General features: G+C 71.0%; 21 protein-coding genes and 1 pseudogene. 19 read left to right on the top strand and 3 right to left on the bottom strand.

Annotation, left to right across the window (positions count from 1 at the left end; genetic code table 11):
• Window positions 1-152: 152 nt before the first annotated feature.
• From ACWDZ4_RS17465 to thrS, 3 genes are all read left to right on the top strand, one after another.
• The gene (locus ACWDZ4_RS17465) at window positions 153-719 is read left to right on the top strand and encodes a DUF4365 domain-containing protein (protein WP_451509271.1); all 567 of its coding nucleotides are present in this window, start codon (window positions 153-155) and stop codon (window positions 717-719) included.
• On the top strand, window positions 719-1,963 hold the full coding sequence (locus ACWDZ4_RS17460) for a hypothetical protein (protein ID WP_451509270.1): 1,245 nt from the start codon (window positions 719-721) through the stop codon (window positions 1,961-1,963). The genes ACWDZ4_RS17465 and ACWDZ4_RS17460 overlap by 1 nt, the downstream gene beginning before the upstream one ends.
• 90 nt (window positions 1,964-2,053) lie before the next feature.
• Window positions 2,054-4,030: a threonine--tRNA ligase gene (gene thrS / locus ACWDZ4_RS17455; protein ID WP_451509269.1), complete on the top strand. Its 1,977-nt coding sequence runs from the start codon at window positions 2,054-2,056 to the stop codon at window positions 4,028-4,030.
• A gap of 70 nt (window positions 4,031-4,100) precedes the next feature.
• Here thrS and ACWDZ4_RS17450 read toward each other — a convergent pair.
• Window positions 4,101-4,510: pseudogene (locus ACWDZ4_RS17450) on the bottom strand (potassium channel family protein); the annotation flags it as partial.
• Between the two features lie 133 nt (window positions 4,511-4,643).
• Here ACWDZ4_RS17450 and ACWDZ4_RS17445 point away from each other — a divergent pair.
• A complete protein-coding gene (locus ACWDZ4_RS17445) occupies window positions 4,644-5,204 on the top strand; it encodes an HIT family protein (protein WP_451509268.1) in 561 nt (186 codons plus the stop codon).
• Between the two features lie 39 nt (window positions 5,205-5,243).
• Here ACWDZ4_RS17445 and ACWDZ4_RS17440 read toward each other — a convergent pair whose 3' ends face one another.
• The gene (locus ACWDZ4_RS17440; RefSeq protein ID WP_451509267.1) at window positions 5,244-6,899 is read right to left on the bottom strand and encodes a hypothetical protein; all 1,656 of its coding nucleotides are present in this window, start codon (window positions 6,897-6,899) and stop codon (window positions 5,244-5,246) included.
• A gap of 172 nt (window positions 6,900-7,071) precedes the next feature.
• A complete protein-coding gene (locus ACWDZ4_RS17435; RefSeq protein WP_451509266.1) occupies window positions 7,072-9,282 on the bottom strand; it encodes an elongation factor G-like protein EF-G2 in 2,211 nt (736 codons plus the stop codon).
• A 268-nt stretch (window positions 9,283-9,550) separates the two neighbouring features.
• Here ACWDZ4_RS17435 and pgsA point away from each other — a divergent pair, with 268 nt between their 5' ends.
• The 15 genes from pgsA (at window position 9,551) to ACWDZ4_RS17360 (ending at window position 24,802) form a co-directional block, all read left to right on the top strand.
• Complete coding sequence (gene pgsA, locus ACWDZ4_RS17430) at window positions 9,551-10,213, top strand: phosphatidylinositol phosphate synthase (protein ID WP_451509265.1); 663 nt, start codon at window positions 9,551-9,553, stop codon at window positions 10,211-10,213.
• Window positions 10,210-11,121 carry a phosphatidylinositol mannoside acyltransferase gene (locus ACWDZ4_RS17425; protein ID WP_451509264.1) on the top strand — a complete coding sequence of 304 codons (912 nt, stop codon included), beginning with the start codon at window positions 10,210-10,212 and terminating at the stop codon, window positions 11,119-11,121. Before pgsA ends, ACWDZ4_RS17425 begins: the two co-directional genes overlap by 4 nt.
• Window positions 11,118-12,278 carry a glycosyltransferase family 4 protein gene (locus ACWDZ4_RS17420; protein WP_451509263.1) on the top strand — a complete coding sequence of 387 codons (1,161 nt, stop codon included), beginning with the start codon at window positions 11,118-11,120 and terminating at the stop codon, window positions 12,276-12,278. Before ACWDZ4_RS17425 ends, ACWDZ4_RS17420 begins: the two co-directional genes overlap by 4 nt.
• Window positions 12,279-12,371: 93 nt before the next feature.
• Window positions 12,372-12,920, top strand: a complete 549-nt coding sequence (locus tag ACWDZ4_RS17415) for a hypothetical protein (RefSeq protein ID WP_451509262.1) — start codon at window positions 12,372-12,374, stop codon at window positions 12,918-12,920.
• 159 nt (window positions 12,921-13,079) lie between these two features.
• Window positions 13,080-13,928, top strand: coding sequence for a pyridoxal 5'-phosphate synthase lyase subunit PdxS (gene pdxS / locus ACWDZ4_RS17410; RefSeq protein ID WP_425577264.1), 849 nt, complete (start codon window positions 13,080-13,082; stop codon window positions 13,926-13,928).
• Window positions 13,929-13,936: 8 nt separating this feature from the next.
• Window positions 13,937-14,527: a pyridoxal 5'-phosphate synthase glutaminase subunit PdxT gene (gene pdxT / locus ACWDZ4_RS17405; RefSeq protein WP_451509261.1), complete on the top strand. Its 591-nt coding sequence runs from the start codon at window positions 13,937-13,939 to the stop codon at window positions 14,525-14,527.
• A gap of 62 nt (window positions 14,528-14,589) precedes the next feature.
• Window positions 14,590-15,342 (top strand): YebC/PmpR family DNA-binding transcriptional regulator, encoded by a 753-nt coding sequence (locus tag ACWDZ4_RS17400; protein ID WP_450259177.1) that lies wholly within the window; start codon window positions 14,590-14,592, stop codon window positions 15,340-15,342.
• Between the two features lie 157 nt (window positions 15,343-15,499).
• Window positions 15,500-16,045: a crossover junction endodeoxyribonuclease RuvC gene (gene ruvC / locus ACWDZ4_RS17395; RefSeq protein WP_344496492.1), complete on the top strand. Its 546-nt coding sequence runs from the start codon at window positions 15,500-15,502 to the stop codon at window positions 16,043-16,045.
• Window positions 16,042-16,671 carry a Holliday junction branch migration protein RuvA gene (gene ruvA, locus ACWDZ4_RS17390; protein WP_451509260.1) on the top strand — a complete coding sequence of 210 codons (630 nt, stop codon included), beginning with the start codon at window positions 16,042-16,044 and terminating at the stop codon, window positions 16,669-16,671. Before ruvC ends, ruvA begins: the two co-directional genes overlap by 4 nt.
• Window positions 16,672-16,687: 16 nt before the next feature.
• Window positions 16,688-17,767, top strand: a complete 1,080-nt coding sequence (ruvB, locus tag ACWDZ4_RS17385) for a Holliday junction branch migration DNA helicase RuvB (RefSeq protein ID WP_451509259.1) — start codon at window positions 16,688-16,690, stop codon at window positions 17,765-17,767.
• Window positions 17,768-17,932: 165 nt separating this feature from the next.
• Entirely contained in the window at window positions 17,933-18,418 is a 486-nt protein-coding gene (gene yajC / locus ACWDZ4_RS17380) for a preprotein translocase subunit YajC (RefSeq protein WP_451509258.1), read from the top strand.
• Window positions 18,419-18,562: 144 nt separating this feature from the next.
• Window positions 18,563-20,314 carry a protein translocase subunit SecD gene (gene secD, locus ACWDZ4_RS17375; RefSeq protein WP_451509257.1) on the top strand — a complete coding sequence of 584 codons (1,752 nt, stop codon included), beginning with the start codon at window positions 18,563-18,565 and terminating at the stop codon, window positions 20,312-20,314.
• 1 nt (window position 20,315) lies between these two features.
• Complete coding sequence (gene secF, locus ACWDZ4_RS17370) at window positions 20,316-21,437, top strand: protein translocase subunit SecF (protein WP_451509256.1); 1,122 nt, start codon at window positions 20,316-20,318, stop codon at window positions 21,435-21,437.
• The gene (locus ACWDZ4_RS17365) at window positions 21,434-21,976 is read left to right on the top strand and encodes an adenine phosphoribosyltransferase (RefSeq protein ID WP_451509255.1); all 543 of its coding nucleotides are present in this window, start codon (window positions 21,434-21,436) and stop codon (window positions 21,974-21,976) included. Before secF ends, ACWDZ4_RS17365 begins: the two co-directional genes overlap by 4 nt.
• A 159-nt stretch (window positions 21,977-22,135) precedes the next feature.
• Complete coding sequence (locus ACWDZ4_RS17360) at window positions 22,136-24,802, top strand: RelA/SpoT family protein (protein ID WP_451509254.1); 2,667 nt, start codon at window positions 22,136-22,138, stop codon at window positions 24,800-24,802.
• Window positions 24,803-24,873: the final 71 nt, after the last annotated feature.

Below are 24,873 nucleotides of genomic sequence, written 5' to 3'. Positions count from 1 at the left end.
GCGTCCCCTGCCCGAAGCGGTGATACCCGGGTCGTTTGTCCGGTACGCCGTTTGAGGAGGATGCGCAGCGGAGACAACACAAGTGACGGAGCGTGAAGTCGACGGGCCGTCAGGGGAAACTGATCGGCACAGCCCGGGAGGCACCGTCAGCCATGGCGCTCACGCAGCCCGAACCGGGCGGGCTGCTGCCCGAGCGGATCGCACCGCTGCGCGGCGGACTCGCCACCACTGCCTGCATGGAGACTCTTCAGGTGGGCTATCTGCACGCGGTCGCGGCGGCCGCGGGATGTTCTCTCTCGCAGCCGTTTCCGGACAACGGCATCGACTGGCACGTGAGCCACAGCGCTCCCGGGCACACCGTCGATGACGAAGTCACCATCAAGGTCCAGCTCAAATGCACCTACCAGATCCCGCCGCACCCGGCGGGGGGAGCCTTCTCCTTCACGCTCGACAACGCCCATCTGGAGAAGCTCGCCCACACCCCGGTGTCGGTGCACAAGATCCTCGTCGTGATGCTCGTACCGCGGACCCAGGACGACTGGCTGCGCGCCGGCCACGACGGCCTCGACCTGCGGCACTGCTGCTACTGGACCAACCTGGCCGGACACCCGGTGACGGGCAGGCGCAGGACCACTGTGCGGATCCCGACCTCGCGGATATTCGACGACCGAGCCCTCTGCGAGATCATGACCCGGGTCGGGGTGGGAGGGAGACCCTGATGCACCACCGGCCGATCGACGAACCCCTGCGACCGCACCCGGGCACGGAGCCCGACAGCGGCTTCGCCACGGGCCCCGGCATCTGGGACGCCGGAGCGGGCCCCGATCCCGCCCACGTCGACCCCGCCGTGCTCGGTGTGCTGCTCGCCCGGCACGGCTGGCGGCGGCGCGGGGGAGCGGCGGGCCGCTACGCCCGCTGGACCCCGCCCGGGCCGTCCGGCGGCGGGACGAGCCTGCTCGTTCCCGAGAGCCGGGCCTTCCCCGACAGCGACGACCTGCTGGGCGAGGCGCTGACCGCGCTCGCCCGCTGCGCCGCGCCCTCCGCCCGCGAGGTGCTCGTCTCCCTCACCGTCCCCAGCGACGAGATCCGCTGGTGGCGCGACGTACCGGAAGGCCCCTCGGGAGCCGTCTCGTGGACCGCGCAGGAACGGCTGCGCTCGGCCGCGCGCCAGACGCTGCTCGCCGCGGCGCTGGCCGCGCGCGGGCGCGCCGGGTACTACGGCGCGCGGCACCGGCGGCAGGCGCGGGCGTCCCTGGAGGGCGTACTGGTGGGACCCGCGCCGGGCGGGCGCGCCCTCACCGCGTTCGTACCGGTGGCGGCGGGACGCGGTGTCGTCGTACGGCTGCACCACGCCCTGCACGCCGCCCGCGAGGCCGTCGACTACCAGCGGGCGACCGGCGGCATGGACGCCTTCGACACGGCGGTCGAGGCCGGTGTGAGCCGCGAACTCACGGACGCCGTGATCGCGCTGGTCCACGGATCGGAGGGCGCGCGCATAGCCCTGGAGTGGTCGCCCGCCGCCGGGGTGCCCGAGGGGTGCGCGGCGCACCCCGAAGCGGTGGAGTTCTCGCCGGGCGACCTGCCGGCACTGCGCGCGGCGGGCGCGCGCTACCTGCTCGTCGAGCCCTCCGTGACGGTACGGATCACGGGCGCGGTGGTACGGATGCGGCGCTCGGGGCCGCGCGGGGCCGGCACGGTGCGGCTGCGCGTCCTGGCGGGCGCGGAGGTGCCGCACGTACGGATGGTGCTCGACGAGGAGGCGTACCGGATCGCGGGCCACGCGCACCTGGTCGGGCTGCCGATCAGGGTCCACGGGCAGCTGGAGAGCCGGGGCGGCTTCCGGCGGCTCACCGGGGCGAACGGCGTGGTGCCCGTGCAGGTGGACGACGCGGAACGGGACCGGCTGATGAAGTCGCTCCAGGAGAACCTGGACTTTTTCGAGGGGGCGTGCGGCGGGGATTAACCGTTTCGCGTCGGGGGTGCCGGGCTCGGTAGAGTTAAAAAACTGCGCGCGCAATACTTTATGCGCGACCCCCTCAGACAGGAGTGACCGGTGTCGGACGTCCATGTGTTCATCCAACGCGATTCCGAGCGGGAAGAGCGCGTGGTGACCACGGGCACCACGGCGGCGGAGCTCTTCCCCGGCGAGCGCACCGTCGTCGCCGCGCGCGTGGGCGGCGAGCTGAAGGACCTGGCGTACGTCGTCGCGGACGGCGAGGAGGTCGAGCCGGTCGAGATCTCCTCCGAGGACGGCCTGAACATCCTGCGCCACTCCACCGCGCACGTCATGGCCCAGGCCGTGCAGGAGCTCTTCCCCGAGGCGAAGCTCGGCATCGGCCCGCCGGTCAAGGATGGCTTCTACTACGACTTCGACGTCGAGAGGCCGTTCACCCCCGAGGACCTCAAGGCCGTCGAGAAGAAGATGCAGGAGATCCAGAAGCGCGGGCAGCGCTTCTCGCGCCGCGTCGTCACCGACGAGGCCGCGCGCGAGGAGCTGGCGGACGAGCCGTACAAGCTGGAGCTCATCGGCATCAAGGGCTCCGCGTCGACCGACGACGGCGCGAACGTCGAGGTGGGCGGCGGCGAGCTGACCATCTACGACAACCTCGACGCCAAGACCGGCGACCTGTGCTGGAAGGACCTCTGCCGGGGCCCGCACCTGCCCACCACCCGGAACATCCCCGCCTTCAAGCTCATGCGCAACGCAGCCGCCTACTGGCGCGGCAGCGAGAAGAACCCGATGCTCCAGCGCATCTACGGCACCGCGTGGCCGTCGAAGGACGAGCTGAAGGCGCACCTGGAGTTCCTCGCCGAGGCCGAGAAGCGCGACCACCGCAAGCTCGGCTCCGAGCTGGACCTCTTCTCCATCCCGGAGCAGATCGGCTCCGGCCTCGCGGTCTTCCACCCCAAGGGCGGCATCATCCGCCGGGTCATGGAGGACTACTCGCGCCGCCGGCACGAGGAGGAGGGGTACGAGTTCGTCTACACCCCGCACGCGACCAAGGGGAAGCTCTTCGAGACCTCGGGCCACCTGGACTGGTACGCCGACGGCATGTACCCGCCCATGCAGCTCGACGAGGGCACGGACTACTACCTCAAGCCCATGAACTGCCCGATGCACAACCTGATCTTCGACGCGCGGGGCCGGTCCTACCGTGAACTGCCGCTGCGCCTCTTCGAGTTCGGGACCGTGTACCGGTACGAGAAGTCCGGCGTGGTGCACGGCCTGACCCGCGCCCGCGGCTTCACCCAGGACGACGCGCACATCTACTGCACCAAGGAGCAGATGGCGGAGGAGCTCGACCGTACGCTCACCTTCGTCCTCGGCCTGCTGCGCGACTACGGCCTGACCGATTTCTACCTGGAGCTGTCCACCAAGGACCCGGAGAAGTTCGTCGGCTCGGACGAGATCTGGGAAGAGGCCACCGAGACCCTGCGCCAGGTCGCCGAGAAGCAGGGCCTGCCGCTGGTCCCGGACCCGGGCGGCGCCGCCTTCTACGGTCCGAAGATCTCCGTCCAGTGCAAGGACGCCATCGGCCGGACCTGGCAGATGTCGACCGTGCAGCTCGACTTCAACCTGCCCGAGCGCTTCAACCTGGAGTACACCGGCCCCGACGGCAGCAAGCAGCGCCCGGTGATGATCCACCGCGCCCTGTTCGGCTCCATCGAGCGCTTCTTCGCGGTGCTCCTGGAGCACTACGCGGGCGCGTTCCCGGCGTGGCTGGCTCCGGTGCAGGCGGTCGGCATTCCGATCGGCGACGCGCACATTCCGTACCTTCAGGAGTTCGCCGCCGAGGCGAAGAAGAAGGGCCTGCGGGTCGAGGTGGACGCCTCCTCGGACCGTATGCAGAAGAAGATCAGGAACCAGCAGAAGCAGAAGGTCCCGTTCATGATCATCGTCGGTGACGAGGACATGAGCGCGGGCACGGTGTCGTTCCGCTACCGCGACGGGTCGCAGGAGAACGGCATCCCGCGCGACCAGGCGCTGGCGAAGCTCGTCGACGTGGTGGAGCGGCGCGTGCAGGTGTGATGCGTTCCCCGCGCGAGCGGGGTTCGAGGGCCCGCGGCGGGCACCGGCCCTCCGCGGGCCCCTCCGCGTCCTCGTCCTCCCGGCGGAACGTCTGGATCAGCCAGGACGAGAACGAACCCGTCACCGCCCCGAGCAGCGCCAGGCCGCCCGCCCTCAGGCCGCCCGCGACGGTCCGCCCGCTCCAGGCCACCGGTGCCGCATCGCCGTACCCGACCGCCGTCAGCGTCGGGCAGACCTGCCACACGGCGTCTGGGAAGGTACGGATCGTGGCGCCGGGAGCCGCGTGTTCCTGCTGGTGGACGGCGAGCGCGCCGGCGAGGCCCAGCAACTCTGCACCGCCGTGTGGACCCGCACCATGCGCAGCGGGCGCACCAGCGGCACCAGCAGGACGAGGGTGTCCAGCCAGTGCGTACGGACGAGACCCAGCCGCCGTCCCGTCAGCCGCCACCGCACCGGGTGGTCGGCGGCGAACAGGCTCCACAGGACCAGGATCACCACCGCGCACGCGTTCCGCCGGGCCGCGGGCAGGCCGTGGACCGGCACCCGGACCGCGTGCACGGCCGGAAGGCCGCCGGGCTTGCCCCGGCGACACGTTCGGCGGGTACCACGTCATATGCTGCACTCCATGACGATTGAGCCGGAGCAGCAGATCGGAGTCGGGACGCCGGACGCGTTCCAGCGCCTGTGGACGCCTCACCGGATGGCGTACATCCAGGGGGAGAACAAGCCGACCGGTCCGGGGGCCGAGGACGGCTGCCCGTTCTGCTCGATCCCGGCGAAGTCCGACGAGGACGGGCTGGTCGTCGCGCGCGGCGAGCACGTGTACGCGGTGCTCAACCTGTATCCCTACACGGGCGGACACCTGATGGTCGTCCCGTTCCGGCACGTCGCCGACTACACGGACCTGGACGACGCCGAGACCGCCGAACTCGCCCTGCTCACCAAGCAGGCCATGTCGGCGCTGCGCACGGCCTCCGGGGCGCAGGGATTCAACATCGGGATGAACCAGGGCGCGGTCGCCGGGGCCGGCATCGCGGCGCACCTGCACCAGCACGTGGTGCCGCGCTGGGGCGGCGACACGAACTTCATGCCGGTCGTGGGGCACACGAAGGTGCTGCCGCAGCTGCTGGGGGACACCCGCAAGCTGCTGGCCGGCGCCTGGCCCACCGCCTGACCCCACGGGCGCCCCGACCGCGGCGGGCGCCCCCGAGCGTTACGCGTCGTAGACGTCGGCCTTCCTCGGCGCCGGGTCCTGGACCAGGCCGCTGAGGATCAGGGAGCGGTTGCTGAAGCGGTCGGTGTCCACGCCGTGGTCGTCGAGCACGCGGATGGCCGCGGCGTGGACCACGCGCAGTACGGGCGTGGCCGCGCGCATCGCGTCGTCGGCCATGAAGCGGTGCCGCCAGGGCTTCTCGGCCCAGGCGTGCCGCAGCCCGAAGGGCTCGGGGAGCGCGATCTTGCCGCCGAAGAAGTCGAGGAGCGGCGGGAACCAGGTGAGGGGCGCGCGGACGGCCAGGCGTACCACTTCGTTGGCGTCGACGAGCGGCTGGTGCTTGTCGACGGTCTCCCAGAATCTGACCGTCTTGCTGACCGTCACCGTCTTGGGCTTGGGCTTGGTGGTGAAGAGCGAGTGGACCGGGCCCAGGGCGTGGCCCGTGACCTCGATGCGCAGCGTCTCGTGCAGCACGGTGACGGTGATCAGCATGGTGATGACCAGCTGGCCGTCCCAGAGGGTGAACTGCACGCCCAGGTAGTGCCGGTTTCCGGCGCCGAACTGCTGCTCGTTGCAGATCCGCTGTATTTCGTGGCCCTTGATCTGGAAGGCGTCCACGCTCTCGCCGCCGGGCCTGGACACCTCGTCCGCGTTCTCGCCGATCGGTGCGACGATCCAGTGGCGCACGGAGGGGGTCGGGAAGCCGCCGGTGTGGAGCGGGCCGCGCTCCAGCATGCGGAGCTGGTCGTGGATGGCGCGTACGACGTCCCAGCTGCGGAATCCGTGGATCTCCTTGCCGGGGTCCCGTGGGACGAGCTCTTCGGCGAGCTGCCAGCTGCCCCAGCGGGTGCCCATGCCCAGTATTCCCTTGGGGCCCGCGTAGAAGACCGAGTTGCTGTGCTGCTCGGCGGTGAGCTTGACGAGGGACTGGCGCAGTTGCTCGGCGGCGGACTCGTTGGGGTCGCGCGGTACGGCCTCGGGGATCTTGGCCCCCACGCCGCCGCCCGACAGCAGGCCCTCCCAGCGGGCTCGCAGGTCCTTGGCCGTGGACTCGCTGATCCGCTTGGCCCACAGCCAGCCGATGACCGGGGCGACGAGCATCGCCCGCAGGTAGACCGCCCAGAATCCGCCGAAGGGCAGCATGAGGAGGGCGATCACGGCGAGCCCGCCGAAGGCGACCAGGGCGGCGGTGGCGAGGGCGCCGGCCCGCTTGTCCTTGGAGCCGGCGATCGTACGGCGCAGTTGGAAGACGCCCAGCCAGATGAGCATGCCGGGCAGGAAGACCAGGCCGAAGAGCGCCATGACGCCGGTGAGCTTGGCGTCCCGCTCCTTGCGGATGCGGCTCGCGGCGAGGCAGTGCTCGACGACGGTCTGCGGCTCGGTGCCGAAGGACTGGATGAGCGCCTTGCGGGCCCCGCCGAGCATGCGTACCTGGACGGCGCGCGAGAAGGCCTCACCCAGGTTCGGTTCGAACAGGGAGAGTCTGCCCTTCTTGACCTCGGACTTGTGCCATTCGCTGTTGGCCTTGAGGATCTCGGTCACCGGGCTGTCGCGGTACGCCGCCGAGGCGAGGGCCTGGGTCGCGGCGGTCTGGCCCGCGGAACCCTGGAGCGGGACCTGTGCCCCCGGTGAGAAGTCGAACCCGTCATCCGCCACTACTGCCCCCATCGCCGCGCGCAACCGATCCTGCGGCCTGTCCTCGACTGCCGTGCCCGGCACACCTTCTGAGCTGGCCCCCAGCGTATCCAGCGGGTCCAGGGTGTTCCTGCCCGTCATGGGACAGTGAAATGCCGCCCGCCGCAAGGCAATTGGACGGGAGGCCGGTGAATTATGATCCCTTTTCTGCCTGTTCGCGTATCTTGCCCGACAGCTGGGGCGGCATCGGCTCGTGGCGGACGTACGAGCGGCTGAAGCGTCCGGTGCCGTGCGTGACCGACCTCAGGTCCAGGGCGTACCGCTCCATCTCGATCTCCGGAACCTCGGCCCGTACGAGCGTGCGGCCCTGTCCCGCCTGCTCGGTTCCGACCACCCGTCCCCGCCGCCCCGACAGGTCGCTCATGACCGGCCCGACGTAGTGGTCGGGCACCAGCACCAGCACCTCGGCGACCGGCTCCAGCAGGTGGATCTTCGCGTCGGCCGCGGCCTCGCGCAGCGCCAGCGCGCCCGCCGTCTGGAACGCCGCGTCGGAGGAGTCCACCGAGTGCGCCTTTCCGTCGAGCAGCGTCACGCGTATGTCCACGAGCGGGTAGCCCGCGGCGACACCGCGCCCGGCCTGGGCGCGTACTCCCTTCTCGACGGACGGGATGAACTGGCGCGGCACCGAGCCGCCCACGACCTTGTCGACGAACTCGATCCCGCTGCCCGGCGGCAGCGGCTCCACCTCGATCTCGCAGATCGCGTACTGTCCGTGGCCGCCGGACTGCTTCACATGACGGCCGCGGCCGGCCGACCCGGCGCCGAACGTCTCGCGCAGCGACACCTTGTGGGGTACGGCGTCCACCCGCACCCCGTACCGGCTGCGCAGGCGCTCCAGCGCCACGTCGCGGTGGGCCTCGCCCAGACACCACAGCACCAGCTGGCGGGTGTCCTGGTTCTGCTCCAGGCGCATCGTCGGATCCTCGGCGACCAGCCGCGCGAGCCCCTGGGAGAGCTTGTCCTCGTCCGCCTTGCTGTGCGCCCGGACGGCGAGCGGCAGCAGCGGGTCGGGCATGGTCCACGGCTCCATCAGCAGCGGGTCGTCCTTCGAGGACAGGGTGTCCCCGGTCTCCGCGCGCATCAGCTTGGCGACGCTGGCGATGTCGCCCGCGATGCAGCGGTTCAGGGGGCGCTGGTGCTTGCCGAAGGGGGAGGACAGCGCGCCGATCCGTTCGTCCAGCTCGTGCAGGTCCCGCCCCTCGTGGCCCCGGTCCGTGAGGCTGTGCCCCGCCACGTGCACCGTCTCGTCGGGCCGCAGGGTGCCGGAGAAGACCCGCACCAGGCTGACCCGCCCGACGTACGGGTCGGACGCCGTCTTGACGACCTCGGCGACCAGCGGACCGTCGGGATCGCAGGCGACCGGCGGGCGCGGCCTGCCGTCGGGCGTCGTGACCGCGGGCGCCTCGCGCTCGACGGGGGACGGGAAGCCTCGCGTGATCAGCTCCAGCAGCTCGACGGTGCCGATGCCCTGGCGGCCCCCGCCGGCCGCCGGCGCGGCGGCGAGCACGGGGTGGAAGGTGCCGCGCGCGACGGCCCGTTCCAGGTCGTCCACGAGTGTCCTGTGGTCGATCTCCCCACCGCCGAGATAGCGGTCCATGAGGGTCTCGTCCTCGCTCTCGGCGATGATCCCCTCGATCAGCCGGCCACGGGCCGCCTCGATCCGGGGGACCTGCTCGCCGTCCGGCGGTGTCTCCTCGCGCTCGCCGGAGGAGTAGTCGAAGACCCGCTGCGACAGCAGGCCGACGAGCCCCTCGACCGGGGCGTGCCCGTCGGGTCCCCGGTGCCCGTACAACGGCAGGTACAGCGGCAGTACGGCGTCGGGGTCGTCGCCCCCGAAGGTCTGCGCGCAGACCCGGGTCATCCCGTCGAAGTCGGACCTGGCCGCTTCGAGGTGGGTGAAGACGATCGCCCGCGGCATGCCGACCGCGGCGCACTCCTCCCACACCATCCGGGTCGAGCCGTCCACGCCGTCCGACCCCGAGACGACGAAGAGGGCCGCGTCCGCCGCCCGCAGACCGGCCCTGAGCTCCCCGACGAAGTCGGCGTATCCGGGGGTGTCGATCAGATTGATCTTCACGCCGCCCCATTCGACGGGGAGCAGCGACAACTGCACCGAGCGTTGCTGCCGGTGCTCGATCTCGTCGTGGTCGGAGACGGTCGTGCCGTCCTCGACGCGGCCCGCCCTGTTGACCGCTCCCGCTGTCTGCGCGAGGGCCTCGGCCAGGGTGGTCTTTCCCGATCCGCTGTGGCCGACCAGCACGACGTTGCGTACGGACGAGGGCCGGTCGACCGCCGCTGCCCTGCCGGCGGCTCCGGGGTGGTGCGCGTGTGTCTTGTCGCCCATGATCTTGCCTCCCTGTTCCGAGCACGGTGAGGAGAGGGGGCGCGGACATGTGGGAGCCGCAGTGGCGAGGCGACACCGGTGACGCCCGCGGTCATTCGAGCTTTCCACTCCGGCCACGTCCCGTCCATACGTGACGCGCGGCCCCCGGGGCACCGGGGCCCCGCCGGTGGCTCGCCGGTGCCCCGGCGGTGTGGCGGCTCCGGCGTCGCTACGATGGGCCAGCCGGCGGCCACAGGGGCTGGACCGGCCACCGACCCTCGGGAAGGCCATGCTGAACAAGTACGCGCGTGCATTCTTTACGCGTGTCCTCACACCGTTCGCCGCGTTTCTGCTCCGTCGCGGGGTGAGCCCGGACGCGGTGACCCTCGTCGGTACGGCCGGAGTGATGGCGGGTGCGTTGGTCTTCTTCCCCCGGGGAGAGTTCTTCTGGGGCACGATCGTCATCACCCTCTTCGTCTTCTCCGACCTCGTCGACGGCAACATGGCCAGGCAGGCCGGGGTGTCGAGCCGCTGGGGCGCCTTCCTGGACTCGACGCTCGACCGGGTCGCCGACTCGGCGATCTTCGGCGGGATCGCGCTCTGGTACGCGGGCACCGGCGACGACAACGCGCTGTGCGCCGTCGCCATCTTCTGCCTCGCCAGTGGCCAGGTCGTCTCGTACACCAAGGCGCGCGGCGAGTCGATCGGCCTGCCGGTGGCGGTGAACGGCCTGGTGGAGCGAGCCGAGCGGCTCGTCATCACGCTCGTCGCCGCGGGGCTCGCCGGCCTGCACGGCTTCGGCGTGCCCGGCATCGACGTACTGCTGCCGATCGCCCTGTGGGTCGTGGCGGCGGGCAGCCTGGTGACGCTCGGACAGCGGGTCGTCACCGTACGCCGGGAATCGGCGGAGGCCGACGCGGCGGCCGCGCCGGGCAGCGAGGCCACCTCGTGAGCGGTGCCAGGGAACGGCTGACGGACACGCTGTACGGCCTCGGCTGGGCCGGCGTGAAGAAGCTGCCCGAGCCGGTGTCCGTCGCCCTCGGGCGCACGATCGCCGACACGGTGTGGAAGCGGCGCGGCCCGAGCGTGCTGCGGCTGGAGTCCAATCTCGCCCGGGTGGTGCCGGACGCGGGCCCCGAGCGCCTCGCCGAGCTGTCCAGGGCCGGCATGCGCTCGTACATGCGCTACTGGATGGAGTCCTTCCGGCTGCCCGCCTGGAGCGCGGAGCGGGTGAGGGCCGGTGTCGAGATCAAGGACATCCACATCCTGACGGACACCCTCGCCTCGGGGCGGGGCGTCGTACTGGCGCTTCCGCACCTGGCCAACTGGGATCTCGCGGGCGCCTGGGCCACCACCGGGCTGGGGATCCCCTTCACCACCGTCGCGGAGCGGCTCAAGCCCGAGTCGCTGTACGACCGCTTCGTCGCGTACCGGGAGGGCCTCGGGATGGAGGTCCTCCCGCACACGGGCGGCAGCGCCTTCGGGACGCTGGCGCGGCGGCTGCGGGCCGGCGGCCTCGTCTGCCTGGTCGCCGACCGCGACCTGTCGGCGACCGGCACCGAGGTGAAGTTCTTCGGCGGGACGGCGCGCATGCCGGGAGGGCCGGCGATGCTGGCGCAGCAGACCGGGGCGCTGCTGCTGCCGGCGACCCTCTGGTACGACGACTCGCCGGTGATGCGGGGCCGCATCCACGCGCCCGTCGACGTACCGCAGACGGGCACGCGGGCCGAGAAGACGTCCGTCATGACGCAGGCGGTGGCGGACGCCTTCGCCACCGGGATCGCCGAGCACCCGGAGGACTGGCACATGCTGCAACGGCTGTGGCTCGACGACCTCGAGCCGCGTCGGGAGTCCTCGTGAAGATCGGCATCGTCTGCCCGTACTCGTGGGACGTGCCGGGCGGCGTCCAGTTCCACATCCGGGACCTGGCCGAGCACCTGATCCGGCTCGGGCACGAGGTCTCCGTCCTGGCGCCCGCCGACGACGAGACGCCGCTGCCGCCGTACGTCGTGTCCGCGGGCCGGGCCGTCCCCGTCCCGTACAACGGCTCGGTCGCCCGTCTCAACTTCGGGTTCCTCTCCGCCGCGCGGGTGCGGCGCTGGCTGCACGACGGCACCTTCGACGTGATCCACATCCATGAGCCGACCGCGCCCTCGCTGGGTCTGCTCACGTGCTGGGCGGCGCAGGGGCCGATCGTCGCCACCTTCCACACCTCCAACCCGAAGTCGCGGGCGATGATCGCGGCGTACCCGATCCTGCAGCCCGCGCTGGAGAAGATCAGCGCCCGTATCGCGGTGAGCGAGTACGCGCGGCGCACGCTGGTCGAGCACCTCGGCGGGGACGCGGTCGTCATCCCCAACGGCGTCGACGTCGACTTCTTCGCGAAGGCCGATCCGAAGGCCGAGTGGCAGGGGCAGACCATCGGCTTCATCGGGCGCATCGACGAGCCGCGCAAGGGACTGCCCGTCCTGATGCGCGCCCTCCCCGGGATCCTGGCCGAGCGCCCGGACACCCGGCTGCTGGTCGCGGGACGCGGTGACGAGGAGGAGGCGGTGGCTTCCCTCCCGGCGGAGATGCGGGGCCGCGTCGAGTTCCTCGGCATGGTGAGCGACGAGGACAAGGCGAGGCTGCTGCGGAGCGTCGACCTGTACGTCGCCCCGAACACCGGCGGCGAGAGCTTCGGCATCATCCTGGTCGAGGCGATGTCGGCGGGCGCGGCGGTGCTGGCGAGCGACCTGGACGCGTTCGCGCAGGTGCTGGACCAGGGGGCGGCGGGCGAGCTCTTCGCCAACGAGGACGCGGACGCGCTGGCCTCGGCGGCGGTGCGGTTGCTGGGGGACCCGGAGCGGCTGGACGAGCTGCGGCTGCGGGGTTCGGCGCACGTACGGCGCTTCGACTGGTCGACGGTGGCCGCGGACATCCTGTCGGTGTACGAGACGGTGACGGACGGGGCCGCGTCGGTGGACACCGACGAGCGGACGGGGCTGCGGGCCCGGTTCGGCCTGGCCCGGGACTGACCCGGGGGGTGAGCGGTTCCGGGCGCCGCCCCCGGAACGGCCCGCTCCCGGGGCCGCGCGGGGCCCCGCGCGGCCCCGGTAACCTTGCCGCCCGTGACCGTAACCCTCATCTGGATCGTCGTGGCCCTCGTCGCCGTCGGGCTGTACCTCAGCTGGACCGCGGGCCGTCTGGACCGCCTGCACGCCCGCATCGACGCTTCCCGCGCCGCGCTCGACGCCCAGCTGCTGCGCCGCGCCTCGGTCGCCCAGGAACTGGCGACCTCCGGTGTGCTCGATCCCGCCGCCTCGATCGTGCTCTACCAGGCCGCGCACGCCGCCCGCCAGGCCGAGGAGGACCACCGGGAAGTCGCGGAGAGCGAGCTCAGCCAGGCGCTGCGGGCGGTCTTCGGTGAGACGGCGCAGGTCGACGCCGTGAAGGAGGCGCCCGGCGGCGAGGACGCCGCGTGGGAGCTGGCGGCGGCCGTACGCCGCGTCCCGATGGCCCGGCGCTTCCACAACGACTCCGTACGCGCGGCCCGCGCCCTGCGCCGCCACCGCAAGGTCCGCTGGTTCCGGCTGGCCGGCCACGCCCCGTTCCCGCTGGCGTTCGAGATGGACGACGAGCCTCCCGTGGCGCTGGCCGATCGCCCCGGCAGCCAGTAAAACGATCCACCGGCTGCACATTGGCCCTTGCAGTGGACTGGTCGGAAGATGTTCTCTCGGAGACAGCAAGAACCTTCTTTCTCCGAGTGAGGTCCATCCGTGTCCAGCACCAGCAACTTCCAGGCCCCCGAAACCGGCACCGCACGCGTGAAGCGCGGCATGGCGGAGCAGCTCAAGGGCGGCGTGATCATGGACGTCGTCAACGCCGAGCAGGCGAAGATCGCCGAGGACGCGGGCGCCGTGGCCGTCATGGCGCTGGAGCGCGTGCCCGCCGACATCCGCAAGGACGGCGGCGTGGCCCGGATGTCCGACCCCAACATGATCGAAGAGATCATCGAGGCCGTGTCGATCCCGGTCATGGCGAAGTCCCGCATCGGCCACTTCGTCGAGGCCCAGGTCCTCCAGTCCCTCGGCGTCGACTACATCGACGAGTCCGAGGTCCTGACCCCGGCCGACGAGGTCAACCACTCCGACAAGTGGGCGTTCACCACCCCCTTCGTCTGCGGCGCCACCAACCTGGGCGAGGCCCTGCGCCGTATCGCCGAGGGCGCGGCCATGATCCGCTCCAAGGGCGAGGCCGGCACCGGCAACGTCGTCGAGGCCGTCCGTCACCTGCGCCAGATCAAGAACGAGATCGCCAAGCTGCGCGGCTACGACAACAACGAGCTGTACGCCGCCGCCAAGGAGCTCCGCGCCCCGTACGAGATCGTCAAGGAGGTCGCCGAGCTCGGCAAGCTCCCCGTGGTGCTGTTCTCCGCGGGCGGCGTCGCCACCCCCGCCGACGCCGCGCTGATGCGCCAGCTCGGTGCCGAGGGCGTCTTCGTCGGCTCCGGCATCTTCAAGTCCGGCGACCCGGCCGCCCGCGCCGCCGCGATCGTGAAGGCCACCACCTTCTACGACGACCCGAAGATCATCGCGGACGCGTCCCGCAACCTGGGCGAGGCCATGGTCGGCATCAACTGCGACACCCTCCCCGAGTCCGAGCGCTACGCCAACCGCGGCTGGTAGTGCCGGACATGAGCAACCCTGTGATCGGAGTCCTGGCTCTCCAGGGCGACGTACGGGAGCACCTGGTCGCCCTGGCCGTGGCCGACGCCACGGCCAGGCCGGTCCGGCGCCCCGAGGAGCTCGCCGAGCTCGACGGCCTGGTCATCCCCGGTGGCGAGTCCACCACCATGTCCAAGCTGGCCACGCTCTTCGGCATGCGGGAGCCGCTGCGCGAGCGCATCAAGGACGGCATGCCGGTCTACGGCACGTGCGCCGGCCTGATCATGCTCGCCGACAAGATCCTGGACCCGCGCTCGGGCCAGGAGACGTTCGGCGGCATCGACATGATCGTGCGCCGCAACGCCTTCGGACGTCAGAACGAGTCGTTCGAGGCGGAGGTCGAGGTCGAAGGCGTAGGAGACGGCCCCGTCGAGGGAGTCTTCATCCGCGCGCCGTGGGTCGAGTCGGTCGGTGCCCAGGTCGAGGTGCTCGCCGAGCACGACGGCCACATCGTCGCCGTACGCCAGGGCAATGCCCTCGCCACGTCGTTCCACCCCGAACTGACGGGTGACCACCGGATGCATCAGCTCTTCACCGAGATGGTGCGCGCCGTACGCTGACCGGACCCCGGTAGGATCTCTGCCGAACGCAGCAGTGTTGGTGACGCGAAGGAGACAGGCGGATGTCCGGCCACTCTAAATGGGCTACGACGAAGCACAAGAAGGCCGTGATCGATGCCAAGCGCGGCAAGCTCTTCGCGAAGCTGATCAAGAACATCGAGGTCGCGGCGCGCACCGGTGGCGCCGACATCGACGGCAATCCGACCCTCTTCGACGCCATTCAGAAGGCGAAGAAGAGCTCCGTCCCGAACAAGAACATCGACTCCGCGGTCAAGCGCGGTGGCGGTCTCGAGGCGGGCGGCGTCGACTACGAAACGATCATGTACGAGGGTTACGGCCCCAACGGTGTCGCGGTGCTCATCGAGTGCCTCACCGACAACCGCAACCGTGCCGCCTCCGACGTGAGGGTCGCCATGACCCGCAACGGCGGCTCGATGGCCGACCCGGGCTCCGTCTCGTACCTCTTCAACCGCAAGGGCGTCGTGGTCGTCCCCAAGGGCGAGCTGTCCGAGGACGACGTGCTCGGCGCGGTGCTCGACGCGGGTGCCGAGGAGGTCAACGACCTCGGTGACTCCTTCGAGGTCCTGAGCGAGGCCACCGACCTGGTCGCGGTCCGTACCGCGCTCCAGGACGCCGGCATCGACTACGACTCGGCGGACGCCAACTTCGTCCCGACCATGCAGGTCGAGCTCGACGAGGAAGGCGCGCGGAAGATCTTCAAGCTGATCGACGCGCTGGAGGACAGCGACGACGTGCAGAACGTCTTCGCCAACTTCGACGTCTCGGACGAGGTCATGGAGAAGGTCGACGCCTGAGGGCTGATCAGCACGGCGACAGTGCCCTGCACGTACGGACGGGCCGACGGGACGCACTCCCGGCGGCCCGTCCGTGCGTTGTCGGACCCAGCCGCTACTGTGCTGATCAGGCAGGAACACAGGAACAGACGGCCGAAAGCGTGAGGGGAGGGGCACGATGCGGGTACTGGGCGTGGACCCGGGACTGACCCGGTGCGGCGTCGGCGTGGTCGAAGGCGTCGCGGGCCGCCCCCTGAAGATGCTCGGGGTCGGCGTCGTGCGTACGCCGTCGGACGCGGAGCTGGGGGAGCGTCTGGTCGCCATCGAGCGCGGCATCGAGGAGTGGCTCGACACGTACCGGCCCGAGTACGTCGCCGTGGAGCGGGTCTTCAGCCAGCACAACGTCCGTACGGTCATGGGCACCGCCCAGGCCAGCGCGGTCGCGATGCTCTGCGCGGCCCGCCGCGGACTGCCCGTCGCCCTGCACACGCCGAGTGAGGTCAAAGCGGCGGTCACCGGAAGCGGCCGGGCGGAGAAGGCCCAGGTCGGCGCGATGGTGACCCGGCTGCTGCGGCTGGACGCCCCGCCCAGACCCGCCGACGCCGCCGACGCCCTCGCGCTCGCCATCTGCCACATCTGGCGCGCTCCCGCGCTCAACCGCCTCCAGCAGGCGCACGCCGCGGCCCGCACGCCCCGCATCCCCGTACGGAAGGTCACGCGATGATCGCGTTCGTCAGCGGCCCGGTCGCCGCACTCGCCCCGACCACCGCGGTGGTCGAGGTCGGCGGCATCGGCATGGCCGTGCAGTGCACGCCCAGCACACTGTCCGCCCTCCGTATCGGCCAGGAGGCGAAGCTCGCGACCTCCCTGGTCGTCCGGGAGGACTCACTGACCCTCTACGGCTTCGCCGACGACGACGAGCGGCAGGTCTTCGAGCTGCTCCAGACCGCCAGCGGCGTCGGCCCCCGGCTCGCCCAGGCCATGCTCGCCGTGCACGCGCCGGACGCGCTGCGCCTGGCGGTCGCGACGGGTGACGAGAAGGCGCTCACCGCCGTTCCGGGCATCGGCAAGAAGGGCGCGCAGAAGCTGCTCCTGGAGCTCAGGGACCGCCTCGGCGAGCCGCTCGGAACCGGCGCTTCCGTGGGCGCCCAGCGCGTCGCGTCGGGACCCGCCCCGTGGAGCGAACAGCTCCAGAGCGCGCTCATCGGTCTCGGGTACGCGCCCCGGGAGGCCGAGGAAGCGGTCGCGGCGGTCGCGCCGCAGGCCGAGGCCGCCCTTGCCGAAGGCGGCCGGCCGCCGGTGCCGCAGCTGCTGCGCGCCGCGCTCCAGACCCTCAACCGTGCCCGCTGATTCGAGAGATCCGTACATGAACTGGGACGAGACCGGACCCGACACCGACACCGGAGCCGACCAGCGGCTCGTCGGCTCCGGCGCCGACGGCGAGGACCAGGCCGTCGAGGCCGCGCTGCGCCCCAAGGACCTCGACGAGTTCGTGGGCCAGGAGAAGGTCCGCGAACAGCTCGACCTGGTCCTGAAGGCGGCCCGCGCGCGCGGCGCCACCGCCGACCACGTGCTGCTCTCCGGGGCCCCCGGACTCGGCAAGACCACCCTCTCGATGATCATCGCGGCCGAGATGAACGCCCCGATCCGCATCACCTCGGGCCCCGCCATCCAGCACGCCGGCGACCTCGCCGCGATCCTCTCCTCCCTCCAGGAGGGCGAGGTCCTCTTTCTCGACGAGATCCACCGGATGTCCCGGCCGGCCGAGGAGATGCTCTACATGGCGATGGAGGACTTCCGCGTCGACGTCATCGTCGGCAAGGGCCCCGGCGCCACCGCCATCCCCCTCGACCTGCCGCCCTTCACCCTCGTCGGCGCCACCACCAGGGCCGGCCTGCTGCCGCCCCCGCTGCGCGACCGCTTCGGCTTCACCGGGCACATGGAGTTCTACGAACCGGCCGAGCTGGAGCGGGTCATCCACCGCTCCGCCCGCCTCCTCGACCTCGAGATCGACGTCGAGGGCGCCGCGGAGATCGCCGGTCGCTCCCGCGGCACGCCCCGTATCGCCAACCGGCTGCTGCGCCGCGTCCGTGACTACGCGCAGGTCAAGGCCGACGGCGTCATCAACCGTGACATCGCCGCCGCGGCCCTCAAGGTGTACGAGGTCGACGCCCGCGGCCTCGACCGCCTCGACCGTGCCGTCCTCGGCGCGCTGCTCAAGCTCTTCGGCGGCGGCCCCGTGGGACTGTCCACCCTGGCGGTGGCCGTGGGGGAGGAGCGCGAAACGGTCGAAGAGGTCGCCGAACCCTTCCTCGTACGGGAGGGCCTGCTGGCCCGTACGCCGAGGGGCCGGGTGGCCACCCCCGCCGCCTGGGCGCACCTCGGACTCGTACCGCCGCAGCAGGGCCGGGGCGGAAGCGGACAACCGGGCCTGTTCAGGGCGTGACGGCGCGGACGGTGGCCCGGTCAGGAACCACGGTGCGATGCTGGGCGTTGTTCCATTGATGCGGACTCGCTTAGACTCCGCCGATGCCGCCCTTCCAGGTCGGCGCGCCCACCCCCGTAGATCAGGCCGCTCCCCGGCGCGGTCGTGCGAAGGAATTTCCGTCCCGTGAATATCGTGACCCTCCTCCCCTTCATCGTGCTCATCGGGGCCATGTTCCTGATGACCCGGTCCGCCAAGAAGAAGCAGCAGGCGGCTGCGCAGATGCGCGACGACATGCAGCCCGGCACCGGCGTCCGGACGATCGGGGGCATGTACGCCACCGTCAAGGAAGTTCACGACGACACGGTCCTCCTCGAGGTCGCTCCCGGCGTGCACGCCCTCTATGCCAAGAACGCCGTCGGTGCCGTTCTCGAGGACGAGGAGTACAACCGCATCGTCCACGGCGACGGTGACCTCGCGCTCGACACTCCGGTCGTCCCGGACGACGCCTCCTCGCTGACCGGGTCCACGGACCCGGGCGCCGACGACGTCGCACGCATCGACCTCGGCAAGAAGCCCGAGGCGGACGAGGCCGGCGAGGCGGGCAAGGCCGACGCGGCCGGCGACGAGGCGAAGGACAGGAAGACCGACGGCGAGGGCGACGCGAAGTAGTCACGTAGGGGGACCGCGGCGCGCCCACCGGCGTACCCCGGTCCCCGGATCGTGTCGACTTCCGCGGGGCTGGGCCCCACATACTTCGTGGCCGCCTCGGCGCTCACCCGGCGCGGGGGCGGTTGGACAGGGAGAAACGAGAAGGTGGCAGCACCGAAGAAGGGCCGCAGGCCCGCGGGGGCTCCGGGCAGGCCGGGGCGCGCCCTGGCTCTGATCCTGATCGCCATGGTCGCGCTCACCGGCGGGATGTTCTGGTCCGGTCATGTCACGCCGCGTCTGGGCATCGACCTCGCCGGCGGTACGAGCATCACGCTCAAGGCGAAGAGCGAGCCCGGCAAGCCCAACGCGGTCAACAAGACCAACATGGACACCGCGGTCGGCATCATCGAGCGCCGTGTCAACGGTCTGGGCGTCTCGGAGGCCGAGGTCCAGACCCAGGGCGAAGACAACATCATCGTCAATATCCCCAAGGGATCGAACGACAAGTCGGCCCGCGAGCAGGTCGGCACCACCGCCCAGCTCTACTTCCGGCCCGTACTGACGTACACCGCCGGTACGCCGACGCCCGCCGCCACTCCCTCCCCGGACGCCACCGCCGGCGGCAAGGACGAGAAGTCCACGCCGCCCGCGACGCCGTCGGCCGGCGCCACCACCCAGGGGCGCGCCGTGACGGACGGACTCAAGAAGGACGAGACGCCGACGCCGACCCCGACGGACAGCGCGTCCAAGAGCCCGGACAAGCCGGACAAGAGCGGCGAGCCGTCGGCCGCCCCCTCGGCCGACCCCGAGGTCTCGGCGCTGCAGAAGCGGTTCGAGGCCCTCGACTGCACCAAGGAGACCCAGCGCTCCAGGGCCGGCGAGAACGTCAAGCCCGAGGACCCCACAATCGCCTGCGGGAAGAACAACGCCGGCGAGTGGGAGAAGTACATCCTGGGCCCGGCCGAGGTCAACGGCAAGGACGTCGAGGACGCCAGTGCCCAGCTGGACACCCAGCGCGGTGGCGGCTGGAAGGTCAACATGGACTTCACCGACGGTGGGTCCAAGAAGTTCGGGAAGATCACCGGCAAGCTTTCGCAGCAGCAGCCCCCGCAGAACCAGTTCGCCATCGTCCTCGACGGTGAAGTCGTCTCGGCCCCCTCGGTCAACCAGACCCTGAGCGCCAACGCCGAGATCTCCGGCAGCTTCACCCAGGAATCGGCCCAGGAACTGGCCAACATGCTGTCGTACGGCGCGCTGCCGCTCTCCTTCGACGAGGAGACCGTCACCACCGTCACCGCCGCGCTCGGCGGCGAGCAGCTCAAGGCCGGCCTCATCGCCGGTGCGATCGGTCTCGCGCTGGTCGTCATCTACCTGCTGGCCTACTACCGGGGCCTGGCGTTCGTCGCGATCGTCAGCCTCATCGTCTCGGCGGTCCTGACCTACACGATCATGACGCTGCTCGGCCCGGGCATCGGCTTCGCGCTGAACCTCCCCGCGGTGTGCGGTGCGATCGTCGCCATCGGTATCACCGCGGACTCGTTCATCGTGTACTTCGAGCGCATCCGCGACGAGATCCGCGACGGCCGTACGCTCAAGCCCGCGGTGGAGCGTGCCTGGCCGCGTGCCCGGCGCACGATCCTGGTCTCCGACTTCGTGTCGTTCCTCGCCGCGGCGGTGCTGTTCGTCGTGACCGTCGGCAAGGTGCAGGGCTTCGCGTTCACGCTCGGCCTGACCACCCTGCTCGACGTGGTCGTGGTGTTCCTCTTCACCAAGCCGCTGATGACGCTGCTGGCGCGTACGAAGTTCTTCGGCCAGGGCCACCCGTGGTCCGGCCTGGACCCGAAGCGGCTCGGCGTACAGCCCCCGCTGCGCCGTACCCGTCGTATCGCCGCCCCCATCGACCCGAAGGAGGCCTGAGATGTCCCGACTCGGCAGTCTCGGCGCCCGCCTCTACAACGGTGAGGTCGGTTACGACTTCGTCGGCAAGCGGAAGATCTGGTACGGCCTTTCGGTCCTGATCACCATCACGGCCATCGTCGGCCTGGCGGTGCGCGGTCTGGTGATGGGCATCGAGTTCGAGGGCGGCGCCGTCTTCACCACGCCCAGGACCGACGTCTCCGTCGCCCAGGTCCAGGAGTACGCCGAGGAGGCGTCCGGACACGAGGTGATCGCCCAGGAGCTCGGCAACGGCGGCATGCGCATCCAGATCAGTGGTCTGGACACCTCGACCGCCACCCCGGTCCAGGACGAGCTCGCCAAGGACCTCGGCGTCCCGGCGAACAAGATCAACGCCGATCTGGTCGGCCCCAGCTGGGGTGAGCAGATCGCCAACAAGGCATGGACCGGCCTCGCGGTCTTCATGGTGCTGGTGGTCGTCTACCTCGCCATCGCCTTCGAGTGGCGCATGGCCGTCGCCGCCCTCATCGCCCTGATCCACGACCTCACGATCACCGTCGGTGTGTACGCGCTGGTCGGCTTCGAGGTCACCCCGGGCACCGTGATCGGTCTGCTGACGATCCTCGGTTACTCCCTCTACGACACCGTCGTCGTCTTCGACGGTCTCAAGGAGGGGTCGAAGGACATCACCAAGCAGACGCGCTGGACGTACAGCGAGATCGCCAACCGCAGCCTCAACGGCACCCTGGTGCGTTCCATCAACACCACCGTCGTGGCGCTGCTCCCGGTGGCGGGCCTGCTGTTCATCGGCGGCGGCGTACTGGGCGCGGGCATGCTCAACGACATCTCGCTCTCGCTCTTCGTCGGCCTGGCCGCCGGTGCGTACTCCTCGATCTTCATCGCCACTCCGCTCGTCGCCGACCTGAAGGAACGCGATCCGCAGATGAAGGCCCTGAAGAAGCGCGTGCTCGCCAAGCGGGCGGCCGCCGCAGCCCGGGGCGAGTCGCCGGACGACGCCGACGGCTCCGACGAGCCGCAGGACCGGCTCCCGGGCGCCGCCGCACCCGCCGGTGCGGTCGTCGGCCAGCGTCCGGCCGACCGTGGCCACAGCGGCCGCGGCAAGTCCCCGGGGAAGCGGCGATGACGACGAGCACGCAGGATCTCCTGCTCAGCCGCATCCGGGACGTACCGGACTATCCGCAGCCGGGCGTGGTGTTCAAGGACATCACCCCGCTGCTCGCGGACCCGGTGGCGTTCACGGCGCTGACGGAGGCCCTCGCGCAGCTGTGCGTACGGTGCGGCGCCACGAAGATCGTCGGTCTGGAGGCGCGCGGCTTCATCCTGGCCGCGCCCGTCGCGGTCCGCGCCGGCCTCGGCTTCATCCCCGTGCGCAAGGCGGGGAAGCTGCCGGGTGCGACGCTTTCGCAGGCGTACGAGCTGGAGTACGGCACCGCCGAGATCGAGATCCACGCCGAGGACCTGGCCGACGGCGACCGCGTCATGGTCATCGACGACGTCCTCGCCACCGGCGGCACCGCCGAGGCCTCGCTGGAGCTCATCCGGCGGGCCGGCGCCCAGGTCGCCGGTGTCGCGGTCCTCATGGAGCTCGGATTCCTGGGCGGCCGCGGCCGGCTGGAACCGGCGCTCCGGGGCGCTCCGCTGGAGGCCTTGATCACGGTCTGACCAGTACGGCTGTACGCGAAGGCGGGCCCCGGAGGAATTCCGGGACCCGCCTTCCGCGTTCCCTCTGGTGTCCGGCCCGGGGCGAACCGGAGGCCGGGGGTCGATACCATGGGATTTCCGGGCCTGACCGGGGGACCCGGACCCGCACGAGGAGCGCTCTTGCCAGACGAGGCCCAGCCACTCTCCCCCAGCTCCCGTCCGGGGGACCAAGCAGCCGCGCAGCCCGACCGGCAGCAGGCCGCCGAGGCCGCGGCGAGCCCGGCCACGCCCGCGTCCGGCACGCCGGCCACGCCCGCGAAGAGCGGCGCTCCCGCCAGGAGCGGCCCCCCCGCGAGCGACGCCACCCCCGCCAGGAGCGGCCCTCCCGCGAGCGGCACCACCCCCGCCAGGAGCGGCCCTCCCGCCAGGAACCCCGAGCCCACCGGCAAGCCGAAGACCGCCCCCGAGCGGGCCGCCGGCGCCACGGGCCCCACGCGGCCGCCCGCCTCCGCCCCCAAGCCGGCCCAGGGTTCCGCCCCGCGTACCGGCGGCGGCTCCTCCAACCGTGTACGGGCCCGGCTCGCCCGGCTCGGCGTGCAGCGCTCGTCGCCGTACAACCCGGTCCTGGAGCCGCTCCTGCGCATAGTGCGCAGCAACGACCCGAAGATCGAGACGTCCACGCTGCGCCAGATCGAGCACGCCTACCAGGTCGCCGAGCGCTGGCACCGCGGCCAGAAGCGCAAGAGCGGCGACCCGTACATCACCCACCCGCTCGCCGTGACGACGATCCTCGCCGAGCTCGGTATGGACCCGGCGACGCTGATGGCCGGTCTGCTGCACGACACCGTCGAGGACACCGAGTACGGCCTGGACACCCTGCGCCGCGACTTCGGCGACCAGGTCGCGCTCCTCGTCGACGGCGTCACCAAGCTGGACAAGGTCAAGTTCGGCGAGGCCGCGCAGGCCGAGACCGTGCGCAAGATGGTCGTCGCCATGGCCAAGGACCCGCGCGTCCTGGTCATCAAGCTCGCCGACCGCCTGCACAACATGCGCACCATGCGTTACCTCAAGCGGGAGAAGCAGGAGAAGAAGGCCCGCGAGACGCTGGAGATCTACGCGCCCCTGGCCCACCGCCTGGGCATGAACACCATCAAGTGGGAGCTGGAGGACCTCGCCTTCGCGATCCTCTACCCCAAGATGTACGACGAGATCGTGCGGCTCGTCGCCGAGCGCGCGCCCAAGCGCGACGAGTACCTCGCCATAGTGACCGACGAGGTCCAGTCCGACCTGCGCGCCGCCCGCATCAAGGCCACCGTCACCGGCCGGCCGAAGCACTACTACAGCGTCTACCAGAAGATGATCGTCCGCGGCCGTGACTTCGCGGAGATCTACGACCTGGTGGGCATCCGCGTCCTCGTCGACACGGTCCGCGACTGCTACGCCGCCCTCGGCACCGTCCACGCGCGATGGAACCCGGTCCCCGGCCGGTTCAAGGACTACATCGCGATGCCGAAGTTCAACATGTACCAGTCGCTGCACACGACGGTCATCGGCCCCAGCGGCAAGCCGGTCGAGCTCCAGATCCGTACGTTCGACATGCACCGCCGCGCCGAGTACGGCATCGCCGCGCACTGGAAGTACAAGCAGGAAGCCGTCGCCGGCGCCTCCAAGGTCCGTACCGACATCCCCAAGCACACCGGGCGCGGCCAGGACACCGTCAACGACATGGCGTGGCTGCGCCAGCTCCTGGACTGGCAGAAGGAGACCGAGGACCCCAGCGAGTTCCTGGAGTCCCTGCGCTTCGACCTCTCCCGCAACGAGGTCTTCGTCTTCACGCCCAAGGGCGACGTCATAGCGCTGCCGGCCGGCGCCACACCCGTCGACTTCGCGTACGCCGTCCACACGGAGGTCGGCCACCGGACCATAGGGGCGCGGGTCAACGGGCGGCTCGTACCGCTCGAGTCGACCCTCGACAACGGCGACCTGGTGGAGGTCTTCACCTCCAAGGCGGCCGGCGCGGGCCCGTCCCGGGACTGGCTCGGCTTCGTCAAGTCGCCGCGCGCCCGTAACAAGATCCGCGCCTGGTTCTCCAAGGAGCGCCGCGACGAGGCCATAGAACAGGGCAAGGACGCCATCGCGCGGGCCATGCGCAAGCAGAACCTGCCGATCCAGCGCATCCTCACCGGCGACTCGCTCGTCACGCTCGCGCACGAGATGCGCTACAGCGACATCTCCTCGCTGTACGCCGCGATCGGCGAGGGCCATGTCACCGCGCAGAGCATCGTGCAGAAGCTCGTGCAGGCCCTGGGCGGTGAAGAGGCCGCCACCGAGGACCTCGCCGAGAGCTCGCCGCCCTCACGCGGGCGCGGCCAGCGACGCTCGAACGCCGACCCCGGCGTCGTGGTCAAGGGCGTCGACGACGTGTGGGTCAAACTGGCCCGCTGCTGTACGCCCGTCCCCGGCGACCCCATCATCGGGTTCGTCACCCGCGGCAGCGGCGTGTCGGTCCACCGCGCCGACTGCGTCAACATCGAGTCGCTGTCGAAGGAGCCGGAACGCATCCTCGACGTCGAGTGGGCCCCGACCCAGTCCTCGGTCTTCCTGGTCGCCATCCAGGTCGAGGCGCTGGACCGGTCCCGGCTGCTCTCGGACGTCACCCGCGTCCTGTCCGACCAGCACGTCAACATCCTCTCGGCGGCGGTCCAGACCTCCCGCGACCGGGTGGCCACCTCGCGCTTCACCTTCGAGATGGGCGACCCGAAGCACCTCGGACACGTCCTGAAGGCGGTGCGCGGCGTGGAGGGCGTGTACGACGTCTACCGCGTCACCTCGGCCCGCCGGCCGTAACGCCGTACGCGTGAGGGCCCCGGTACGGACATCCGTACCGGGGCCCTCACGCGCAGGCAGCTCCGAGCTCC

It is taken from the genome of Streptomyces sp. NPDC003016 (assembly GCF_053591455.1).
This window is presented reverse-complemented; position numbering and strand designations above follow the sequence as displayed.

Coding starts and splice junctions, on each gene's coding strand:
- ACWDZ4_RS17465 (WP_451509271.1), top strand. CDS start 153: ATGGCGCTCACGCAGCCCGAACCGGGCGGGCTGCTGCCCGAGCGGATC.
- ACWDZ4_RS17460 (WP_451509270.1), top strand. CDS start 719: ATGCACCACCGGCCGATCGACGAACCCCTGCGACCGCACCCGGGCACG.
- ACWDZ4_RS17445 (WP_451509268.1), top strand. CDS start 4,644: ATGCTGCACTCCATGACGATTGAGCCGGAGCAGCAGATCGGAGTCGGG.
- ACWDZ4_RS17435 (WP_451509266.1), bottom strand. CDS start 9,282: ATGGGCGACAAGACACACGCGCACCACCCCGGAGCCGCCGGCAGGGCA.
- pgsA (WP_451509265.1), top strand. CDS start 9,551: ATGCTGAACAAGTACGCGCGTGCATTCTTTACGCGTGTCCTCACACCG.
- pdxS (WP_425577264.1), top strand. CDS start 13,080: ATGGCGGAGCAGCTCAAGGGCGGCGTGATCATGGACGTCGTCAACGCC.
- pdxT (WP_451509261.1), top strand. CDS start 13,937: ATGAGCAACCCTGTGATCGGAGTCCTGGCTCTCCAGGGCGACGTACGG.
- ACWDZ4_RS17400 (WP_450259177.1), top strand. CDS start 14,590: ATGTCCGGCCACTCTAAATGGGCTACGACGAAGCACAAGAAGGCCGTG.
- ruvC (WP_344496492.1), top strand. CDS start 15,500: ATGCGGGTACTGGGCGTGGACCCGGGACTGACCCGGTGCGGCGTCGGC.
- ruvA (WP_451509260.1), top strand. CDS start 16,042: ATGATCGCGTTCGTCAGCGGCCCGGTCGCCGCACTCGCCCCGACCACC.
- ruvB (WP_451509259.1), top strand. CDS start 16,688: ATGAACTGGGACGAGACCGGACCCGACACCGACACCGGAGCCGACCAG.
- secF (WP_451509256.1), top strand. CDS start 20,316: ATGTCCCGACTCGGCAGTCTCGGCGCCCGCCTCTACAACGGTGAGGTC.
- ACWDZ4_RS17365 (WP_451509255.1), top strand. CDS start 21,434: ATGACGACGAGCACGCAGGATCTCCTGCTCAGCCGCATCCGGGACGTA.